Raw genomic sequence first — 20,096 nt, forward strand, 5'->3', positions numbered from 1 at the left:
CTCCAAAAGTCTAAGAAAGTCGAGGTAAAGTATGCCAAAGTCCAATAATCAAACAATTTTAGAAAGATTTAGTTTTGCTGAATTTGATGCTGATTTAAAAGCAAGTTTAGCAGATAAAAAAGAGAAAAAATACAGTAATGGTATTTATAAAATTTTGTATGATACTAATAATGCTGTTAGTGACATTGAAAAAGAAGTATTATTTAATGAATTTTTTGCTGATTTATTTGATTTAAGTAACATTAAATGATCAATAAAAAATTATCAAAATCAAGAAAATGAAAAAATTGTTAAATTACTAGAAAAATATTTATTAAAATCTGATTTTTTATTAAAAGCATGAATAACCAAATTTAGAAGTGGAATGCAGGGAAAATATGGAATTTTGATTACTAAATTTGTAACAGATGAAATTGACCAAAATGGTAAAAATTATTCAAGACCTGAATTAACTCCTGTTAGAGTTGTTTATAAAAATACTATTAATAACAAAATTTTTGAAATTTCTGTTTCTTTTGACGATAATAGTTTTGGTTCAAAGTCAGTTTATGTATTACAAAAAACTTATAGCATTATAAAAAATGTTGTACAAGTAGATAGTTCACTCATTGATGTAAAAAATAATAAAAAAGCTAAAATAAACGAATTAGGAAAAGATTTATCACAGTATATTAAATTAGAAAATAAGAGTTTTACTTGAGATTTTATTCCAGTTTCTATTTTGAAAAATGATTTATCTGAAAACTCTAGATGTAAAAAAGTTAAATCAAAATTAGAGACTCTTAATAAATATGATGAAATTATATCAATTTTACCTCATTGAGAAAAAGGCGCTATTTTATTTAATGGAAGTCCTGTTTCACCTGGTAATAACTCGAAACAAAGTTTAGATTTCATGAAAGCTATATTGTTAGATGGTTTTTTCAAATGAAACCATTAACTTTAGATGATAATGTACAAAATTTAAGTGAAAATGTGGTTAATTGAAATCCTTCTTCAGTCATGCAAACAATGAGAAATACTAGAAATGATATTTATAACGAAATTAAAACAGATATAGGAATCCCTAATATGGATGAGGTTAAATCAGCTCAACAATCTACAGCTGAAATTTTTGTAAAGCAATTTTTAACTTCTCCAATTATCGAAAGAGAAACACAATTAATGAAATCTTTTTTGATCGATTTAGCTAAAAAGTTTTTAATTGTATTAAAAGAATCAAATATTAAAGAAGATTGACCTACTGTTGATTTATCAACTATAACAATAGATTTAGATCTAAATTTAAATACACAAAAAAATGTAAGTAACATAATTGCAAATTTAAACAAAAATACTATTTCAAATGAAGGAGGTATCAATGATGAAAAATAATCAATTTGACTATTTTAATAATGAACTTGAAGATCTTGATGATTTAGATGATTATGAAGAAAGTTTTACTTCGAAACAGAAATTTAGAAAAAATGAAAATATTGAAGATTTAATGTATTCAGAAGAAGAAGTAAGAAAGTTTTACATTTATCCTTTGTACACACTAAGAGGTAAAAAAGTTACTGATGGTTTAAGAATTGCTAAAGATAAAATTACTATAATGGCAACAATGCCTAAAAATGTAATAAAAATTAATGGTTACTTATCTTCAAACGAAGATGATTATGACTTAACTGAAACTTATGATCCAGTTAATCCAACTGAACAATTAATGAGAGTTAGTGACATAATTTCATTTAGAACAAGTGAAATTAGTGAAGTGGATACTAGTTTTTTATATTTATTAACTAAAGAAGCAATTAATGAAAATAACTTTAAAAGTATTAAACAGTATATTGGAAAGGTTATAACACCTGATATCGATGATTCAGGAATAGAAATGAGCTTTTCATCCTTAGAAGAATTTTCTTCAAGTTTTAGAACAGCACCCATTAAAATTGTTCTCTCAGAGCCTGTAACAAACAAAATTAGTGAATTACATGTTACTAGTCCAAAGGGTACTTTAATTGGAAATATAAAGGTTGTTGATGAAGATGGTAGATTTCCAAATTTAATAGCTAATGAAGAAACTGAAATTTATCCTAAATTATGTTTTCCTTTTCAAACTGAACCAGTTTTATCTATAGTTGATTATTGATCAAGTGACCAAATTGTTCAATTAAGAGATATTTTTGCTTTTTTAGATAGTAAGGGTATTAAATATAATGAAGAGTTTAGTTTAAGTGAGTTTTTAAAACTTGGTGGAGAAACAAATTATCCTACATTAAATGTTAATCATGCTATCAAATTATCATTTGATATAATTGGTTCTGCAGAAACAGGAAAATGATTCTTTAATCAAGCAACTAATCAATATTTTTGAAGTCCAGAAAAAAATATTGAAAAAACTTTAAAATTTGACTATGAAAAAGATAAAGATTTTATTTATGAAACTTCAGTATCACCAAGAGGTAATACTCATGACTTAAAAATGAATATAAAACAAATTGAGCAAGTAAATGTTGTTCCTATTGGTGTAACTAAAAATTCATCCGCTTTTGAAACGTTATTAAAAATGTTAACTGAAAGCTTTTGAAAAGATTATGAGTTTAAAGGAGCAACTATATCAAATTTAATAGATGGCAAATTCGTCGAAGAAATTAGAGATTGAGGTATTTATGAACTGATGCAAAAATATTCAGGTCAAGATAGATATTCAGTAACAACAAATTTATGATTAAGTTGAAAAAAAATTAACCAGGATAAAGTTAATGCAAATTTAGCAATGGTTAAAAGAATAGAAAACTGCATGGCAATGCTATCAGGTTACATAAAAAGTAATTTTTCTATTAATAAAGGAGATAATGATGATTATAAAATATTACTTCCTTATTATTTTGAGTTACAGAATCCGATTGATAATCCAACAGAGTATGTTGAATATTTAGATATTAAAGTAAAACTTAAATCTAACTACTTTAAATTTAATGAAGCTGATTTTGAACCAATAAATAAAAGCATTTCTAAAAATACAATTTATAAACTTGAATATAATCATTATGCCTTTCCCGAAATGAGAAATACTATAGAAACTGCTTCAATACCAAGTAGTATGCCTCTTGATCAACAAACTGCAAATGGTGAATACTCTAAATACCAGGTAAAAACTTTTTCTTGCATTGAAAAAGACATTGAAATTTTAAAAAATGAATATGGTAATGGAATAATAGATTTTAATCCATTAGCAAACTCTAAAGTAGTAAATAATGGTAAATTTATATTTGAAAATGATTTAAAAATAAACATTAGTGAAATTAAATTATCAAGTTTTTTTGGAGCTGGATTGTGAAGAATAACATTAGTTGATCAAAATAAAAATAATATAAATTTAGACTTAGAATTATTTGATAAAACAGACTCTACAATTTCTTTTATAAATTTGATATTATAAAAGAAATAAAGAAAGGTGTTTTTATGAAAAAGATATTAAGTTTATTAACAATATTTTCTAGTTTAGTGCCAGGAGTTATAGTAACTAAAAATACAATAGGTTGTGGGGTGAACAATAACATGGTAAAAATTTATCAATTATTTGAAAAAGATTTAAACAAGTGAGAACCCGGAATACATGACAACTTTTTAATTATTGAATTAGATAAAACCACAGTAGAAAAATATACTTTGCGTAAATCTTTAGATGGTTCGTTAACTCAAATTAAATTTTATTTTAAAGATGAAACAACTAATGAAACTTCTAAGAAATATTGAAATGGACCTGTAGATGAATATGCTAAATATATTAAATCATTAATAGGACTTGATCCAACCGAAGAGAGTGAATAGCTATTGAATAGCTATTTTTTTATGTAAAATTTATAGGGGCGGGCTCAGGTTTTGCACGAAAAAAAGATTTGGTTGACTCCTATTTAAAAGCGTTATAGAATGTAAGTATCATAGGTACGGGTGTAGCATACAGCTGTACCGGTGTACTGGAATTATAGAATCTATAAAAGCTTTAGAATGCGGCCGCAACAAATTTTTTTCCGAGCACAAACCTTCGCCCAAAAAAATGGAGAGAATGAATTAAAATGAATTATAAAGATTTAATGCCCACAAAAAATAATTACAATTTTTCAATAGACGTTTTATATAAAGTATTTTTAGATAAGCTTAAAAAACCATTTACAACAAAGTCATTATTTATGGTGTTGTGTGGAGCAAAAGGTTTTGGAAAATCTTATTTAATTTGTTTACTAGCTTTATTTTATGTTTGTAATTTTGAAGACTATAATGTAATACTTTCAAAATATACATATAAAGCTGCAAGAACAAGTTACACAAAAACTATATCTAAAGTAATTAATGATCTATGCAAATATGGTGTAACAATAAAACAAGCAATAGAAAATAAAGAAATTAAAAAACATGATTCAGATAATAGATGTGATTTTATTTGACCCAATAAAAGGATAATAAATATAGTAGGTTTTGATAATACTTCAAATTGAGAAGGGGTTCCAGCTGAAGTAGGGGAGTGAGGAATGTTTGCAATCGATGAGGTAATTCCAATTAAAGAAACAATTTTGGATGAGGAAGCTTACACATATCAATTAATAAATATGCTAACTCAAATAGTACGTGGTCAAAATTTAACTACAAGCTTAGAAATTTGTAATGAACTTAAATTTAAAGAATGATGAATTTATAAGAAACACTTAGTAATTTTTGGTTTTAACAATCACGATGTTAATCATATAATTTATCAGTTATTTGTAACTGCTATTGTACCTTTGAATCAAGAAAGAAAACTATTATTGGAAAAAAATGCAATGATATATGATGAAGATCCAAAATACATGAATGTTGGAGCTACAGTTGTTAGAGGTACAACGGCAATTAATGAACATAATTTAAATCCAAAATTATTAGATTTTGCTGAAGGAATTAAAGAAAAGTTTCCTGAACACTATGAATCTTTATTTATGGGAGGAGAACATGAAGGAAGTTTAGAAACTTATTCATATAGAAAAGATTTAATTAGAAATGCCCAATTTTTTGAAAAAAAAAGATTTTTTTTGAAAAAAAGAAAATCGATTTTGATTTGATGAAATTACAATTGGTTGTGACTACGCAGATGGATCAACACATGGTGATGATGCAGTAACAATTTTTTTAGGTTTTGAATTTAAAGATGATTTTATTGATTCGGTTTATGTTTTAGATGAATATTCTATATCTACTAAAAAATTTAAAGATATGACATTAAAAGTTAAATCTATTAGTAAAAATATTGCTGAAACTTCTAAGAATTATATGTGTACAATGAATAAATTGCCTTTTGAAGAAATTACCAAATTTAAGATTGGTCAAGATTCAAGAACAGTAAAAGATTTCATAAAATTAATTTTAGAAACTGATTTTGGATATATTAAGGAAAATTTAGAAGGTTTTGGTATTTTTAAATCTACTGGAAAATATGGATGAAGTATTGCTGATAGACACTATATGTGAAAAAGATTGCTTTCAGAAAAAAAATTATTTTTTTCTACAGATTTAGATGTTTTTCAAAATATTAATGGTGAAAATATTTTAATTAAACCTCATGGTTATTTATATGACCAATTATTTAGATGTAAAAATCATCTTGAAAAAAATTTAAGAGATGAAAGACCTAAAAAAAATAAATTAGATGCTATTAATGCAGCTGAACATGCTTTAAGTTTTTTTAGACATAGATTGTTTGAATTTTAAAATAGTATAATAAACATAGGTCCTTATTTAAATAAGGACTTTTTTATGAGGTGATAATATGGCAAAGAAAGGACAAAAATTTAAAAAATACAATAAAGAATTTAGGATATTTATTGTAAATGAATGTTTAAAAGAAAATGCAAAAGTTGCTGCAATAGCTATTAAATTTAAAATAAATAGAAATACTATAGAATCATGAATAAGAAGCTATAGGTTTGGAAAATTAAATACTAAAGTTGGAAGACCACCAGGAGATGAAACCGAATTACTTGAATTTTGAAAGAATAAATGTGAACTTATGGAAAAGTCTCTTGCTTCTGTAATGAATCAACAAGAAAAAAAATTGAAATTATCAAAAAGTGAAGAAAGGAATATAAAGTTAAATTATTACTTGAAGTATTTAAAGTTAAAAGGTCAACCTGATTAAAATATAAGAATTTTAAATTTACAGAAGCAACACAATTTAAAAAAGATGTTAAATTTATTGAACAAGTTCAAAAAGTTTTTTTATGATCAAGAAGACAATTTGGTTATAGACGAATAACAAAATATTTATTTATATTATATGGGATAAAAGTTTCAGAAACTAAAGTAAAAAGAGCTATGAAAATATCTAAATTAAAATCTAATTATTCTAAAAGAATGCAAAGAAGAATGAAGAGAAGGGCGTCAATTAGAAATAATCCAAGATTTGCATCTATTGATCATGTAAATAGAAAATATAATCAATTTACAAAACCTAACCAATGTTGATATACAGATGTTAGTGTACATGTTTATAAAGGTAACCATTTCTATCAATCTACAATTATTGATGCTTATACACTTAACATTATTGATTATAAATTAAGTACAAAAAACGACACAAATTTAGTATTAGCAAATTTAGAAGATGCTCTTAGAAAATCAAAAAATCCGAGTGATGTCATCATTCACTCGGACCACGGAGCTCAATACTTTTCAGAAAGGTTTTTAGAGAAGTGTAGAAGCTCTAAATTAATTATATCAAAAGGAAACGCATATACATGTGCAGATAATGTAATTATTGAAATTTTTCACAGTCACTTAAAAAAGGTCACTATACATAATAACTTTTATAAATCTGTAGAAGAATATTGAAAAGATGTTGAGGATTGAAATCAATGGTATATAAATTATAAAAACATAGAAAATAGATATAGTATTTAATAATAAAAGTGTTCAAAAAAAGTACAAAAGTGTTCAAAAACATTGCACTTTTGTTCAAAAACATTGCACTTTTGTTCAAAAACATTGCAAATAAAATAAACCCTGGTTTATAATTTTTTACGTTACTTTGATATTTTTGTGCTATTATAAATCTAACGAATGGTTCATTTTTTAATTTAATGATTACCAATTTAAAACTCTGTCAACTTACATAAGTAAGTTTTTTTTTTTTTTTTATTAATATCAAAATAATATTTTCTATTGATCTGGTTCTTGTAAGTGATCTCAGGGGGTTATTGATGAATATCATCCACTAATTGAATTTGTTGAAACAAACATTCAAACTCCATAAACAGTATTTCCGTTTGCTGGATGATAGTTATCTACAAGACCGTGTAAACCAGCGTCATGAAACTGCCTTTTAATAGCTTCTTGAATTCCGTTTATCAATATCTCTTTTTGTTCATTGCTCAATATATTAAATTCGTTAAATAATGAACTAAATACACTGAATAGAATTTCTCTTTCGCTAAAACCCATATTTAAGCCAAAATGAGCTCAAAGTGTGTTTAAAAATTCATGATTTAAATTTAATATTAATCATCAATCATTTACAGTAGAAAATGTAAAATCCATCATTGAAAGAACTCTATTTTCTAATCTTGGGGGCAATAGTTTTGTTCTATTTTCAAAGTCTCTCATAACTTCTATATCTGATTTAGAATTAAATAGGGTGAAATAATCACCATAGTTAATTTGAACACCATAATCAGGATTTTTGGCGGCAAATCCTTTTGCCTTAATCTTTGTAGCTATTTTTATAGTATCTTCTCCAACAGCTATACTATAATCTGTTGAAATATCTACTTGGTTATAACGTCCTTTTCTAACATTTAAATGTTCGTTTTTAAATCAGACTTCTTTGTTTAAATCAAAATCTCATGTACTGAAAATATCTTCTTTTCAATATAAAAATAAAGAATCATGATAATCTGCTTGATGGAAATAGTAATATATATGTGCAACTGGTAAGCTAAAGAATTCAAAACCATATTTTATATCATTAAAATTTCCATATCTATCATAATAAGGAAAAGCATAAGATATTCTGTTAACTGTTTCGTTAACTTGTCTGTCATCTCATGAAACATATTCAACTCATGGTTCACAATTTGTTTCAATAGGAGCATTTCTTCATGTATCAAATATCCCATAGTATATTTTATAGCCAAAATGAGTATTTTCTATTTGTACATAAAATCCACTAATGCTTTTATTTACATATTTTAAAGATTCGGTCATTAGTGTTTTTTGTTATTAACTCTTTTACGTATTGATCGCTTTCATGTGCAAATCCAGGTACTGTTAATTCCAAAAAATACATTACTCTATTGTAATTATAAATTCCTGAATCTTCTCTTGTTGCTCAATCATAGTGAGCATTAACTAGTCATTGATCTAAATATAGTGTACTTACATGTCTTCCTAAAGAATTTGTTTCACTTTTGTATTCTATTACTAAGTCATCGCCACACTTACTTTTTCTTTTTGAAAGTTCATTATTTAAATCAAATGTACTTTGTGTTGTATTATTAATTTTGTTACTTGAAATATTCTGGACAATTGAAACTGGCACAGTTGTACCAAGAGTCATTAACCCAAAAATTGGAAGTATTTTTTTCATTTTTACCTTTCTTTCATCATTCCCGCCCAGCCAACCATATTTCTACAATTGCTATTACATTATTATCATAAATATTTGTTTTATAGTTTGGGGTTTTTAAGTTGACTATTATAATTGTTTTGCAACTTGAAATTATTTTATATTTCTCAAAATAGCTTTTGCTATTTTTTGTTTTGTAACCCGAGCTAATCAGCTCCTTGCAAAAAAAAAAAAAAAAGATAGAATTAGTATTAGTAGAGTATTTTTTTATTAGTAAATTGAGGTTTTTAAAACCTTTTGTAGATATTAATGTTAAAAAAATAAAAAACTAAAGGGTAATTTTTAAATTTTTGTACAACATAATTGTTCTTCTTTTGGGAGGTTTTAATTATGTACTACATCTTAGTGAATGAAGACCTTTTTTACGTTGTTCAAAATAATAATCATAATGTTTTAGCAAGATTTAAATCTATTAATGATGCTTTTAATTTAGTTAGAAATTTGTGTAATTTAAATATATATTGGCCATCTATACAAGTCCCAATATATGAACACATATTTACTGGTGTGTGTTATCATTGTTTTTTGTGTGAAATGATAATCTACAACAACAGACATTTATGACTTAAAAGAACAAATATAGAAGATAACTTAAAATCTAAAAAAGGTTTTGTACAAAACGAACCAATAATTAATACTGAAATTAAAAAACCAATTTTAAAACAAACAAATAAAAATAAAGTTGTTACAAAAAAAGTAAATGAACTTGAAAAAGTATCTCTAATTAAAGATTTTGACAAAGAAAATTTAATAATAAAACCAATCGAGAAACCAATCGAGAAACCAATCGAGAAACCAATCGAGAAACCAATCGAGAAACCAATCGAGAAACCAATCGAGAAACCAATCGAGAAACCAATCGAGAAACCAATCGAGAAACCAATCGAGAAACCAATCGAGAAACCAAAACCAAAAACCAAAAAAAGATCTAAGAAATCTGCGTGAATTTCACTTTCAATCTTATTCTCACTTTTATTGGCAATAGTTCTTTCTGTTACGCTTTGATTCGTTTTCACTAAGGTTAGTGTTAATGAACATAATTTACTTTCTTCAAGCGCAATAACTTTTATTAATGAAAAATCAAATGAACAAAAAATAAAAATCAATGAAAATGTTGATGACTTAGAAAAACAAAACGGAAAAGTTCCTGATAGTATAGATATAAATATAGATATAGAAAATAGAGAAATCATTTTTAAAAATTCAAATAAAAAAATTGAGATCGGTGAATATTTTCAAAATTTTTATTCTAAAAAATTTGACATTTATAAAAGAGTTGAAATAAAGATAGTTAATTTAGAAAGTATAAATCTATCTGAAACAAATATAGAATTAAAAATGGAAGAAGAAACAAACAACGAAAAAACAATAACTTATAACAAAAACATAAAAGACTTATTTGTTTCTAAAAAAGATGGTGAAGTGGAAGTTTCAATAAATGAACAAAATCATGAAATAACTTTAAAACCTAAAGAGGTTGGTGTAGCTAAAATATATTTCAATTCACCAAATGCTTTAGAAGAATCTATTTTAACTGTGAAAACAGTTGCTGTTAATTATGAAATCGATCTTCCTTCAGAAATTACTTTAAAAATTTTACATGGTAAACCTGAAGTAAAAGAAATAAATTACAACACTAAAATTAAAAATTTACAGTTAGAGTCTTTAGAAAGCGATGTTGTTAAAGTAGAAATCAACAAAGAGAAAAACTTAGTCACTTTTACTTCGCTTAAAAAAGGTGAGGCAGATATTGTATTTAAATCAGATAATTCTTTAAATACAAAAACAGTAAAGGTAATTGTATTAGATGAGGGATATAAAATAGATATCTCTAAACAAGAAGTTAATTTAGAGATAAAAAATAACACAACAGCTAAGGAAGTTTTAAATTATAATTCTAAAATTCAAAACCTAATAATGGTTACACAAACTGACGATTCTTTAGATGTTAAAATAAGCGAAGAAGATAAAACTATAACTGTAGTTGCTCTTAAAAAAGGAACATTTAATTTAGAGTTCCAAGCAGACAACTCGATTGAAAATGAATTTTTAAAAGTAACTATTAGCGATAATAGAGTAGATATAAATTTCTCTAAAAATGATATTGAACTAGATGTTATAAATGGAGAAGTTGTTGAAGAAACTGTAAGTTATAATGAAAATATAATTAATTTAAGTTTGGTTGAAAAACCAACAGACTTTATTGAAGTAACTATCTTAAGTCAGGAACACAAAATAAAAATAAAAGCTATAAAAAAAGGAGAAACTAAATTGACTTTCGTTGCTGATAACTCTGCGAAATCATCTGAGATTAAAGTAAAGGTAAATGAAGTTACAATTTTAGATCCTGTAATAGAAAAAATTGAAGATGTAACTTTATTTGAAACATCAGATGAAATGGAATTTTTAATTAAAGTTGAAAATAAAGTTAATGGTGAAAAATTAAAAATTAATATAGATAAAAATGAGATAGTTCAAGCAACTTTAAATGATGAAACAAACTATTTAAAGTTAAAACCATTAAAAGAAGGACAAACTAAGATAACTGTATCGTATAAAGGTGCACAAGATGTTAGTTTCAATGTAATTGTAAAAAGTATTTTAGACATAAGTAAATTTGAAGACAATTTAGGATATATTGAGGGTCTAGCAGATAAAAATTCTGATTCAGATTTACAACAAGAAGATAAAGAAAAAATATTGTCAGAATTATTTAAAGTAAATAAATTTAAAGAGGGAGAATATGAAATTTATCTAAAAGAACTTGAAATATCTAATTTTCATAAAATACAAGGACAAAAAATAAATAGAGAGTTTAAAATATCTGCAAAAAGTAGTTCTAAAATCATAAGGGGAACCCTATCTGATGCCTTTTTAAGGGTGAGTCCTTTAGATTTAGGTGATCCTGAAAATCAAATAAAATCTTCGGGTCAAATGATCCTCTCTTTTACAAACAAAGAAGACTTGAAAGATGCCGATAAAGTAGAAAAAGCAATATTAAATCAATTTATATCAATGAATATTGATCTTAATAGAATGAACATTGAAAATATTGAAATTAAAAGGGGTTCTGTTAAAGATTTTAGCGGAGGTGTTTACAAATTATTCATAAAGGCAACAGATGGACAAAATAATACAAAAGGAGAGGTTGAATATCAATTTCAAGGATTTTATGTAAACGGAGTTACAGAATATCCTGAAATTTCAAAACTTTTTAACTAATATATATTAAAGGCATATTTAAAAATATGCCTTTAATATTTTATTTGATTAAGTACTTCTTAAAATGTCTTTTATGTATTAAAAAACCTTTTTAGAATAATGGTGTTATATTTTTATTAATAAAATAACACAACACGACAAAGAAAAAATTTATTATATTAAAAATTAAGTTTCCTACCATTTTAAAACTTATTTTTGTTTTTTATTGTATGGAAACTCTTTAAAAGGAGTTTATTTATGGAATATTATTGTTCAAAGACTTACTATGGAGATATGGTAAGGACTAGTATTTTGCCTTTAAGTAGTTATGAAAGTAATTTACGTAATAAAGATGGAGTTAAAAATATTGGGGAAAATAAAGAAAAATTAAATAATAGTAAAATTCGCAGTAAAGGTAAATTTATTAGAAAATCATTTCATAACTTTTATAACCAAAAAACATTATCATTTCTTACTCTCACATATGCAAAAAATATGCAAGATATCAAACAAGCTAAATATGATTTACAATTATTCTTTAAAAAACTAAAATATTGATTTTATAGTGAAAAACGTTCTAAATTTCGTAAAAACCAAGAATTAAAATATGTATCTATATATGAATATCAAAAACGTGGAGCAGTTCACTTCCATATAATATTAAATGTATATATTCCTAATTCTATAATTCTTACTTATTGACCTCATGGTATTAATTGAAATGTTAAAGTAAAAGGTGGAGTTTCGGGGAGAAAAAGAGTAATTAAATATTTATCTAAATATATGAGTAAAGTAAATAAATTGGACTCAAAAGATTTAAATAAATATGATTTAAATATCAAGTCTTATCATTTTAGTAGTAATTGTTCTAATCCTAAAACTAAAATTGGAGTATTAAATATTAATCCTAATGATTTAACTCAATTTATGATTAAAACAGAAAATTTTTATACATTTAAATTAAGTAGTAAATGTGATTTTTTATTTGGTTTAGTTTGTGATAGATTAAAAATTTTTGATTTTGAAGTTGATTTAGATCCATATATTCATATAGCTATAAAAATGAGACAAGCTATTATTGATGGTTATGCTACTTATTTACCTGATAAGTATTCATATTGAATGAAAAAAGGTAGGGAAAAAATTAAAGAACATGAATAAGATATTATTTTAAACAAAAAAGGTTTAGTTATAAATTAGTTATCCAGCGCCTTAGCGCCATTTGCCGTTATTAATAAACAATTATTAATATAGAATTGGAGGTAGTGTTATGAAAAATAAAAAAAGCACCTATAAAGGTACTTTAGTATGAAATATTTACCTACCATAATAAATATTCCACCTATAAATTATTGCAAAAAAAAAAAAAAAAACAATATAATAAATATAGTTTTAAGGTATTTTAAGTGCTTTAAAATTAAATCAAAATATTTTGATTTCCTACCATAATTTTAAAATAGTTAAAAAATTTTAAATAGGGAAATCTTTGGTTATCAGTCTATAAGACTTTAAACAAGGAGAATTATATGTATCGTTCACAAATATTAGAAATTAAAGAAGCAAGCTTCGAAACAGATAAAAAAGAAGTTATGAAAGGTTATTCAGGTAAAATTATTCGTTTAGAAAAAGGAAATATTACACCTGATATTAGATCTTTTTGAGTTGGTGAATCAAGTCAACCAGATGATTATCAAACTTTATCAAAAGCAAAAAATATGGATATTATAGATCATATTATTTCTTATGATGGAAAAAAAGTAAGAGATATCACACTTATTCCAAATAATAAACTTAATTAAAATCTATGAAAAATAGTAATTTAATATTATTTAATAAATATTACAAAAAACTAAAAAAGGAAGCTATTTTTAAGCAGTGAATTAAAACAATATTAAAATTTATGGTATTTACTCAACCTAGTTTAATAAATATACCTAATATAGTTTTAAGACCACAGGCAAAGGAATTAGCTAAAAACCATTTATTAAAAATTGATTATAGTTCTATTAGTAACTTTAAAGATATTATTAAACATGTTAATCAATTTATTAATGAATTAAATAAAAAAATGGAGGTATAGCTATGGGTTGTACTTGTGATAAAGAATATGCAATTTATGAATTAAAATGTGATTTTTGTAAGTTATTATATCGCCTATTAAAATTAACAGAAGCTTTAGATTTACAAAATAAAATAGAATTAAATAAAATGAAAGGAATTGATTAACTATGACTATAGCAATTGGTTTAATTATTTTTATTACATTTGCTTTAATAATAGCAAGAGAAATTTATACATTAATTTACCAAATAAAAGGTACTATTATTATTAATTTTAAAAGTAAAAAATTCTTATCTAATAAGAATAAAGTTAAATTAAGAGACGCTATTAATTCTTTTATTGAGTTAGGAATAATTGAAATTGTTGACAATAAATTAATTTGAAAACAAGAAACATTATCACCTGAACAAGTTAAAGAATTCAATAATAGTATGAATAAAAAAGATTAATTATGGGGTAATAACCCTATATGACTAGTTAATTAAATATGTCGTGAGATATAGATTAGGAGTGGTTATATGTTTTTAGCAATGGACCAAGGAACAAGTTCAATTATTAAATCAATTGAAGAATGAGCCGGAGTTTTAGCAACTTGAGCTAAATCTTTTACAGGTTGATTTTTAGATTATTTAGGTGCTTATGCAATTCTATTAATACCTATCGTGTTAATGTTTATTGTTCTTGGAATTGAAACTTTGAGAAAACTAATACACGGGGTTTAGAAACCAATTAACTAGTCATATAGGGTTATTACTTTTTTTGTAAAGGAGTGATTACATGAATCAACCAGATAAAAGTGTTTGAGATATTTACATTGATTTTATGCAAATAATTTTTGGAAAAGAGTTTCCACCTTTTATATCAGCTATAGTATTATTTGTTTTTATAATAGCTATATTCTTTTGTCTAATTAAAATCATTAAGTTATTATTTGGGGGACTTTGATAATGGGTTTTAATGAAATTTGAAATAATACATTAATATTTTTATATCAATTATTTACCCTGGGTTTAGATAAAATTTCATTTGGTAATTTATTAGGTATTTCTTTTCAAAGTGATACTACTTATTATGTTTTACTTATAGGTATTTGAATTGTTATATTTGCTTTTGTTTGATTTATGTTATGACTTGTATTTAGGGTTATAAAGGTGGTGTGTTAATTTGTATCAAAATAAAATTTCTTATATTCTAAGTCAAATAATTTATTATTTAAGTATTTATTTGGGTATATTTTATTTTATTAATTGTTGAATAAATTTAATATTAGTAGATTATATTTATTTATTAGTTATTTTTAATTTAATTTTATTGTGTGAGTTTATTTATGTTTGTAGATTATATTTATTAAAAAAACAAGATGATTTTTATTAAAGGTGGGGTGTAAATATGAAAACTAAAGAAATAAAAGAAGAATTTTCGGATTATATTAAATATGGTTATAAAAACTTTGAAATTAGAAAAGATGGAGACCTTGAAGGAGAAGTTGAATTGATTGTTGTAGAACATAATTCAATTTGTAAAGAAAAATATTTAATACACGAAGATAATTATAATTTTGAAGAATGCATCAAAGATAGATTAAAAGTTAGATTGAAAAAAACTAATTATTCAGCTTATGAAATTGGTTGTAGAATAGCACAAGAAATTATTTTAGAAAATGATACTGCTACTGTGAAATGAAAAATGTATCAAAAAGTCAATAAATTTTTATTAGATTGATTTAAACAGGGCGACAAACTTTATTGATATTATATAACTCACATTTATTTAGATGATAAATGAGTTGAATATAGAAATAGAGGTTAAATATGAAATATTTTAAATATTGAAAATGGTATTTTAATTGATTAGAAATACACAGTAAATGAATAACTATTGCTTATAGTATATGTTGAATTTTTATTTCTAGATCGAATGGACTTTTTAAAACATTAGCAATAATAGCTTTTTTTGTAATATTTGGTATATATTTAATTAATTGAATTTTAAGTTTTTTAAATTTTGCTCGATTAAATAATGTATTAAAAAATTGTCCTATTACCCTTATTAATGGTTCATTGGGTAGTGGTAAAACTTTATTAATGACTTATTTATTACAATATGCTAAAAATAGAAATATTTACTCAAATTGGTTTGTTGATAATAAAAAGGCAAAAGTTGTTGGTTTAAATAATTTAGATTTTAAAAATAAAGATTATTCGTTACCAGAAAAGAATAGTTTAGTATGTTTGGACGAAATTTATTTATACATGAACGCAACTGATAATAAAAGTACCAAAGCAAAATATTCTGGTACTATTCCTAGTTATTTATTAGCAAGACAATTTGATTTAAATTTAATATTTGCAGGTCAAAGAATTAATCAGCACTTTATAGACTATAGAGAACCTGCTAATTTAGTTTTAATACCACGTATTATAAAAAGACCTTGATTTATGAATAGAAGCTTTAAAATGGTTCTGTGGGGCTTTACAAATTTAGATAATTATTTAACTTATGAAAGTCAGTCAATTAAATTAATAGCTCAGGGTGAAAGTCCAAAATTAAAAAATAACCCTAAATTTGGAATATATGTCTTTAATTTAAGAATTCCATTAAGTGTTGCCAAAACCTATGATAGTAAATATTTATCTTTTGTGAGAGATTTTAAATCAGATAAAAAAGACGAATTCTATTATTGAAAAGAATTTATAAATAATGATAAAATTTCAGATTCAGTTAAAGCACAAATAGGTATAAATGAATTAAAAAAATTAGGTATGAATAATTTATTAGAAAATATAGATTAAAAGGAGTGGTTATATGTTTTTAGCTTATGAAGATACTTGAAATGATGCAATAAATGTTATTGTTGATATATTTATGAAGTGTGCAGATTGAATGTGATCTTTAACTTTACCTGCAACAGATATACCACTTTATACAATATGAATTACTGCAGCAATTATTAAGGTTATGTTAATGATTTTGGGTAGTGATACAAGATTTAGTAGTTTAAGTGGTAATGTTAAAAACGCGCACAGTAAAGCAGTAAGAAAATCAGGTCAGAAATTTAAGGTAAGAGATAATGGTAAAGCAAGTGATAAACCTAATGAGTCTAGTGGTTCAAACTCTCCAAAAGCAATTGAACATAAAGGAAAATAGATAATGGTTAAATTATTTGTTTATCTTGCTTTCTTTTTAATTGTTGGTTTTACTGTTATTACTAATATTGGTAGTGCTGCTGCAATTTCATTAGAATATATTAAATATTGATTTGGTAGTGAAAATGATTTTTATAAATTGGTAAGTCAGTTATTTATAATTACAACTCACCCTATATGATTATTATTTTTAAGTTTCGGTACTTTAATTATGGTTTTAAGATTATTTTTTGGTTAGGAGGATTATATGTTTTTTTCAATTTTTTTTAGTTTTATAGTTTCTTTATTTTCTTCACTACCTTTAACTTTAAATGTTGGTACAAGAATAGGACTACAAAATAGAATAATTAATGAGATAACTAATTATGCTGCTATTTCTCCTGAAAATTTAGAATATGAAAAAGTAGGCAATTATGATATTCAATCTCAATTAATGTTAAGGTCTGATTTTTTTAATCAAGGTATAAACCCTAAAAACTATGCTTTTTCTATTGGTTTAACTCCATTAAAAGATTTTAACGATACTAGTACTTGATTTGATTCTAGTTCTATCGATTCTAATAATAGTAAATATTGAGTTAAATTGTGAGTTCTTTATTTTTATACCCAATTAAGTAGTTATAGTTTTTATGATTTGGATTTAGTAATTAAAGATAAAGAGTATTTTTCATTTCAAATTTATAAAGATAAATTCAGTTTATTAGATGTTGTTAATAACAAAGAATTTGAATTTAAAGTTACTGGTGGTTCTGGGAAAGAAAATATTTATTATGACTTTTTCAATGTTTTATTTACTCCTTTAATTGAAAATCAAAGTCCTTATAGCTTTAATAGTTCTAGATTAGTTTTTAATTTTGATTTCGAAAATGCTTTAAATAAGTTTTTTGATAAGTATAAATTAAACCAGGAATATAATATTAATGAAATTATTAATCTTTTTAATAGTTTTTATAGAAATTTGGTTCAATTTATTTTTGATTTAGATCCAGATACAAATGTTATTATGAATATGCCTTATAGTACTGTTTTAAAAAAGCACTTTATTAACTATAATATTTTTATAAAAAATGGTTTTAACCTTTATCCAAAGGGTTTATTATTAAATATGGATAAAAGAATGGTAGCAGGAAATGAAGTTTTACCTTTTAGTTTTCAAGCTAGATATGATAATATTTCTAATATTATTTATGATTCTAATCAAAATTATTATCAATATTTAAATAGTAAAAGTTCTATTTTTGATTATTCCACTAGTTCTTCGAAGAATGCTCCTCCTGATATTGAATTAGTAAATTATGCTATTGAAAATCAAATAAAAGGTTTTAATTCCTTTTCGACAATTTTAGGATTCAATAGTAGTTCAACAGATAGAATTAAAAATATAATTTTAAGAGATTTAAATTTTACTATTTATAATTCTAATGATTGAAATAATGTAGTTCAAAATCCTAGTGGAAATTTTAATATTCCATATATGACATGTTCTATAAGTAATCTTTTTGGGTGTGTTACTAACGCTGGAATATATTTAATTAATACTGTTTTAGATTTTACAGGTTTTAATAAGATTACAGGACCTTTAATTCAGTCTTTAGTTGGTACAACAGAGTTATTAAAATCTATTCAAAATTTATTTGCTTTTAACGTTACTTTTTCATTAATGGTTTATTCTATTCTTACTTTAGCAATAGCTATTGCACTAGGTAAAATATTTTAGAAAATATTCCAATGTATTTTTTAAAATTTACCATAAACATTGACTTATTTTAATTTTTTTCGATTTGTCATGATAAAATAGCTAATAAAATTTAAAGAATTTTTTCCAAAAATACTAATATTAATACCTTTTAATTAAGGTATTTTTTTGTTATTCTTTTAAAAAGGAGAAAAAATTATGAAAAAATTATTATCTTTATTTGGAGCAGTAAGTTTAATTTCTATTTCTGGTGCTGTTGTAGTGTCTTGTAGCGATAAAAATACTAATATGGTAGAAATTAGAGATATGAGAAATAATTATGTTGATACTGTTGATAAAACACAAGTTAAAAAATTTGAGATAACAGGTGGAATACAAGGTGGAACATTAGTTTATTTAGAAATTTGATTTAAAAATGAAACTAAAAAAAATTATTCTAATTTAAATGGAACTAAAGATTGATTTAATAAATATTTAAATAAATTATTTTTTAATATAGAAATTTAAAAAAACGCAAAGAGTTTATCTCTTGCGTTTTTTTTGTTATATTATATATAGTGTTGTGTAGCACGCGTAGCGTGCCTCTAGGAAACGAGCGAAGCGAGTTTCCTTTACTTGATAGCAATTTAAAGATGGTGGACAAATGATTTCAAAAATAAAATTGGTAAATAACAAAAAGCCTTTAATGGCATCATATATTATTTTCTTTGTTTATGTTTTATTTATCATGGTATATAACAGTAATACTTTTTTATATAATAATAAAATACTGATTAATAATATTTTTTTGATATTCTTATTAACTTATTTGTTCTTCAATTTCTTATATATTATTATTTCTATAAAAAATAAGCGCTTTAGTTTGAATGGTTTTTTAAAGCTTTATAAAAAAAGAATTCAATCAATTTATATGTTGAAATTGATTATCTTTTATTTTCCTTTTGTTGCTTTTTTTACTTTCTTTTTTAGAGAAAATCATAAAATAACTGATTCAAATTTTAATTATGCTGCACCTATAATAACAATTTTCTCTATTAATCTTATTATTGTTTTATTTCTTCTTGTTATGCTTGTTTGTTATAAAACTTTTAAAAGAAAAAATTCTTTAATTGATTTTGAACCAATTAGTTTCTTGTTTTTTGATATTTTATTAAACTTATCAAAATTAATAAAACCTGTTTTTTTAAAAATTAGAAAAATAAAAAATTATATAAAGAAAAGTTTTGAATCTTTTTATTTAAAACATTTTTGCTTTGTTGTTGTAAATGTAAAAAAAATTAAGATCTTTTTGTCTACTAAAAAAGGAAATGAAATTCCACTTTTTTAATCTTTTAAACTGAATTGTACTACTTAAGTT

Annotated in this window: 22 protein-coding genes; 20 read left to right on the top strand and 2 right to left on the bottom strand. The window is 24.0% G+C overall.

What is annotated here, in order from left to right:
- Positions 1-31 precede the first annotated feature (31 nt).
- The 7 genes from AACL10_RS01945 (at position 32) to AACL10_RS01975 (ending at position 6,912) form a co-directional block, all read left to right on the top strand.
- Positions 32-940 carry a hypothetical protein gene (locus tag AACL10_RS01945; protein WP_338985610.1) on the top strand — a complete coding sequence of 303 codons (909 nt, stop codon included), beginning with the start codon at positions 32-34 and terminating at the stop codon, positions 938-940.
- Positions 928-1,374 (top strand): hypothetical protein, encoded by a 447-nt coding sequence (locus tag AACL10_RS01950; RefSeq protein WP_338985611.1) that lies wholly within the window; start codon positions 928-930, stop codon positions 1,372-1,374. Before AACL10_RS01945 ends, AACL10_RS01950 begins: the two co-directional genes overlap by 13 nt.
- Positions 1,364-3,424: a hypothetical protein gene (locus tag AACL10_RS01955; protein ID WP_338985613.1), complete on the top strand. Its 2,061-nt coding sequence runs from the start codon at positions 1,364-1,366 to the stop codon at positions 3,422-3,424. The genes AACL10_RS01950 and AACL10_RS01955 overlap by 11 nt, the downstream gene beginning before the upstream one ends.
- Positions 3,425-3,447: 23 nt before the next feature.
- Complete coding sequence (locus AACL10_RS01960) at positions 3,448-3,816, top strand: hypothetical protein (RefSeq protein WP_338985615.1); 369 nt, start codon at positions 3,448-3,450, stop codon at positions 3,814-3,816.
- 245 nt (positions 3,817-4,061) lie between these two features.
- Positions 4,062-5,162 carry a hypothetical protein gene (locus tag AACL10_RS01965; RefSeq protein WP_338985616.1) on the top strand — a complete coding sequence of 367 codons (1,101 nt, stop codon included), beginning with the start codon at positions 4,062-4,064 and terminating at the stop codon, positions 5,160-5,162.
- Between the two features lie 620 nt (positions 5,163-5,782).
- Positions 5,783-6,151, top strand: coding sequence for a transposase (locus tag AACL10_RS01970; protein ID WP_338985617.1), 369 nt, complete (start codon positions 5,783-5,785; stop codon positions 6,149-6,151).
- Between the two features lie 176 nt (positions 6,152-6,327).
- Positions 6,328-6,912 carry a DDE-type integrase/transposase/recombinase gene (locus tag AACL10_RS01975; RefSeq protein ID WP_338985618.1) on the top strand — a complete coding sequence of 195 codons (585 nt, stop codon included), beginning with the start codon at positions 6,328-6,330 and terminating at the stop codon, positions 6,910-6,912.
- A 258-nt stretch (positions 6,913-7,170) separates the two neighbouring features.
- Here AACL10_RS01975 and AACL10_RS01980 read toward each other — a convergent pair whose 3' ends face one another.
- Together AACL10_RS01980 and AACL10_RS01985 are read right to left on the bottom strand one after the other, a co-directional pair.
- Entirely contained in the window at positions 7,171-8,214 is a 1,044-nt protein-coding gene (locus tag AACL10_RS01980) for a hypothetical protein (protein ID WP_338985620.1), read from the bottom strand.
- Positions 8,186-8,596 (bottom strand): hypothetical protein, encoded by a 411-nt coding sequence (locus AACL10_RS01985; protein ID WP_338985622.1) that lies wholly within the window; start codon positions 8,594-8,596, stop codon positions 8,186-8,188. The genes AACL10_RS01980 and AACL10_RS01985 overlap by 29 nt, the downstream gene beginning before the upstream one ends.
- Positions 8,597-8,965: 369 nt before the next feature.
- On the opposite strand from AACL10_RS01985, the gene AACL10_RS01990 reads away from it, so the two are divergent.
- The 13 genes from AACL10_RS01990 to AACL10_RS02050 all read left to right on the top strand — a co-directional run bounded on the left by AACL10_RS01990 (position 8,966) and on the right by AACL10_RS02050 (position 19,246).
- On the top strand, positions 8,966-11,857 hold the full coding sequence (locus AACL10_RS01990) for a hypothetical protein (protein WP_338985623.1): 2,892 nt from the start codon (positions 8,966-8,968) through the stop codon (positions 11,855-11,857).
- Between the two features lie 237 nt (positions 11,858-12,094).
- Positions 12,095-12,997: a rolling circle replication-associated protein gene (locus AACL10_RS01995; RefSeq protein WP_338985625.1), complete on the top strand. Its 903-nt coding sequence runs from the start codon at positions 12,095-12,097 to the stop codon at positions 12,995-12,997.
- A 365-nt stretch (positions 12,998-13,362) separates the two neighbouring features.
- Positions 13,363-13,635 (top strand): hypothetical protein, encoded by a 273-nt coding sequence (locus AACL10_RS02000; protein ID WP_338985626.1) that lies wholly within the window; start codon positions 13,363-13,365, stop codon positions 13,633-13,635.
- Positions 13,636-13,918: 283 nt separating this feature from the next.
- Positions 13,919-14,062, top strand: a complete 144-nt coding sequence (locus AACL10_RS02005) for a hypothetical protein (protein ID WP_338985627.1) — start codon at positions 13,919-13,921, stop codon at positions 14,060-14,062.
- A 2-nt stretch (positions 14,063-14,064) separates the two neighbouring features.
- Positions 14,065-14,346: a hypothetical protein gene (locus AACL10_RS02010; protein WP_338985628.1), complete on the top strand. Its 282-nt coding sequence runs from the start codon at positions 14,065-14,067 to the stop codon at positions 14,344-14,346.
- A gap of 69 nt (positions 14,347-14,415) precedes the next feature.
- Positions 14,416-14,619, top strand: coding sequence for a hypothetical protein (locus tag AACL10_RS02015; RefSeq protein WP_338984962.1), 204 nt, complete (start codon positions 14,416-14,418; stop codon positions 14,617-14,619).
- 55 nt (positions 14,620-14,674) lie between these two features.
- A complete protein-coding gene (locus AACL10_RS02020) occupies positions 14,675-14,845 on the top strand; it encodes a hypothetical protein (protein ID WP_338984960.1) in 171 nt (56 codons plus the stop codon).
- A gap of 441 nt (positions 14,846-15,286) precedes the next feature.
- Positions 15,287-15,706, top strand: coding sequence for a hypothetical protein (locus tag AACL10_RS02025; RefSeq protein ID WP_338984957.1), 420 nt, complete (start codon positions 15,287-15,289; stop codon positions 15,704-15,706).
- Positions 15,707-15,708: 2 nt separating this feature from the next.
- Complete coding sequence (locus AACL10_RS02030) at positions 15,709-16,689, top strand: hypothetical protein (protein WP_338985630.1); 981 nt, start codon at positions 15,709-15,711, stop codon at positions 16,687-16,689.
- 13 nt (positions 16,690-16,702) lie between these two features.
- Positions 16,703-17,044 carry a hypothetical protein gene (locus AACL10_RS02035; protein WP_338985632.1) on the top strand — a complete coding sequence of 114 codons (342 nt, stop codon included), beginning with the start codon at positions 16,703-16,705 and terminating at the stop codon, positions 17,042-17,044.
- Between the two features lie 3 nt (positions 17,045-17,047).
- Positions 17,048-17,281 carry a hypothetical protein gene (locus AACL10_RS02040; protein WP_338985634.1) on the top strand — a complete coding sequence of 78 codons (234 nt, stop codon included), beginning with the start codon at positions 17,048-17,050 and terminating at the stop codon, positions 17,279-17,281.
- A 9-nt stretch (positions 17,282-17,290) separates the two neighbouring features.
- Entirely contained in the window at positions 17,291-18,760 is a 1,470-nt protein-coding gene (locus AACL10_RS02045; RefSeq protein WP_338985636.1) for a hypothetical protein, read from the top strand.
- 177 nt (positions 18,761-18,937) lie between these two features.
- Complete coding sequence (locus AACL10_RS02050) at positions 18,938-19,246, top strand: lipoprotein (protein ID WP_338985638.1); 309 nt, start codon at positions 18,938-18,940, stop codon at positions 19,244-19,246.
- Positions 19,247-20,096: the final 850 nt, after the last annotated feature.

Source organism: Spiroplasma endosymbiont of Diplazon laetatorius, assembly GCF_964019625.1.
Taxonomy (GTDB): Bacteria; Bacillota_I; Bacilli_A; order Mycoplasmatales; family Mycoplasmataceae; genus Spiroplasma_A.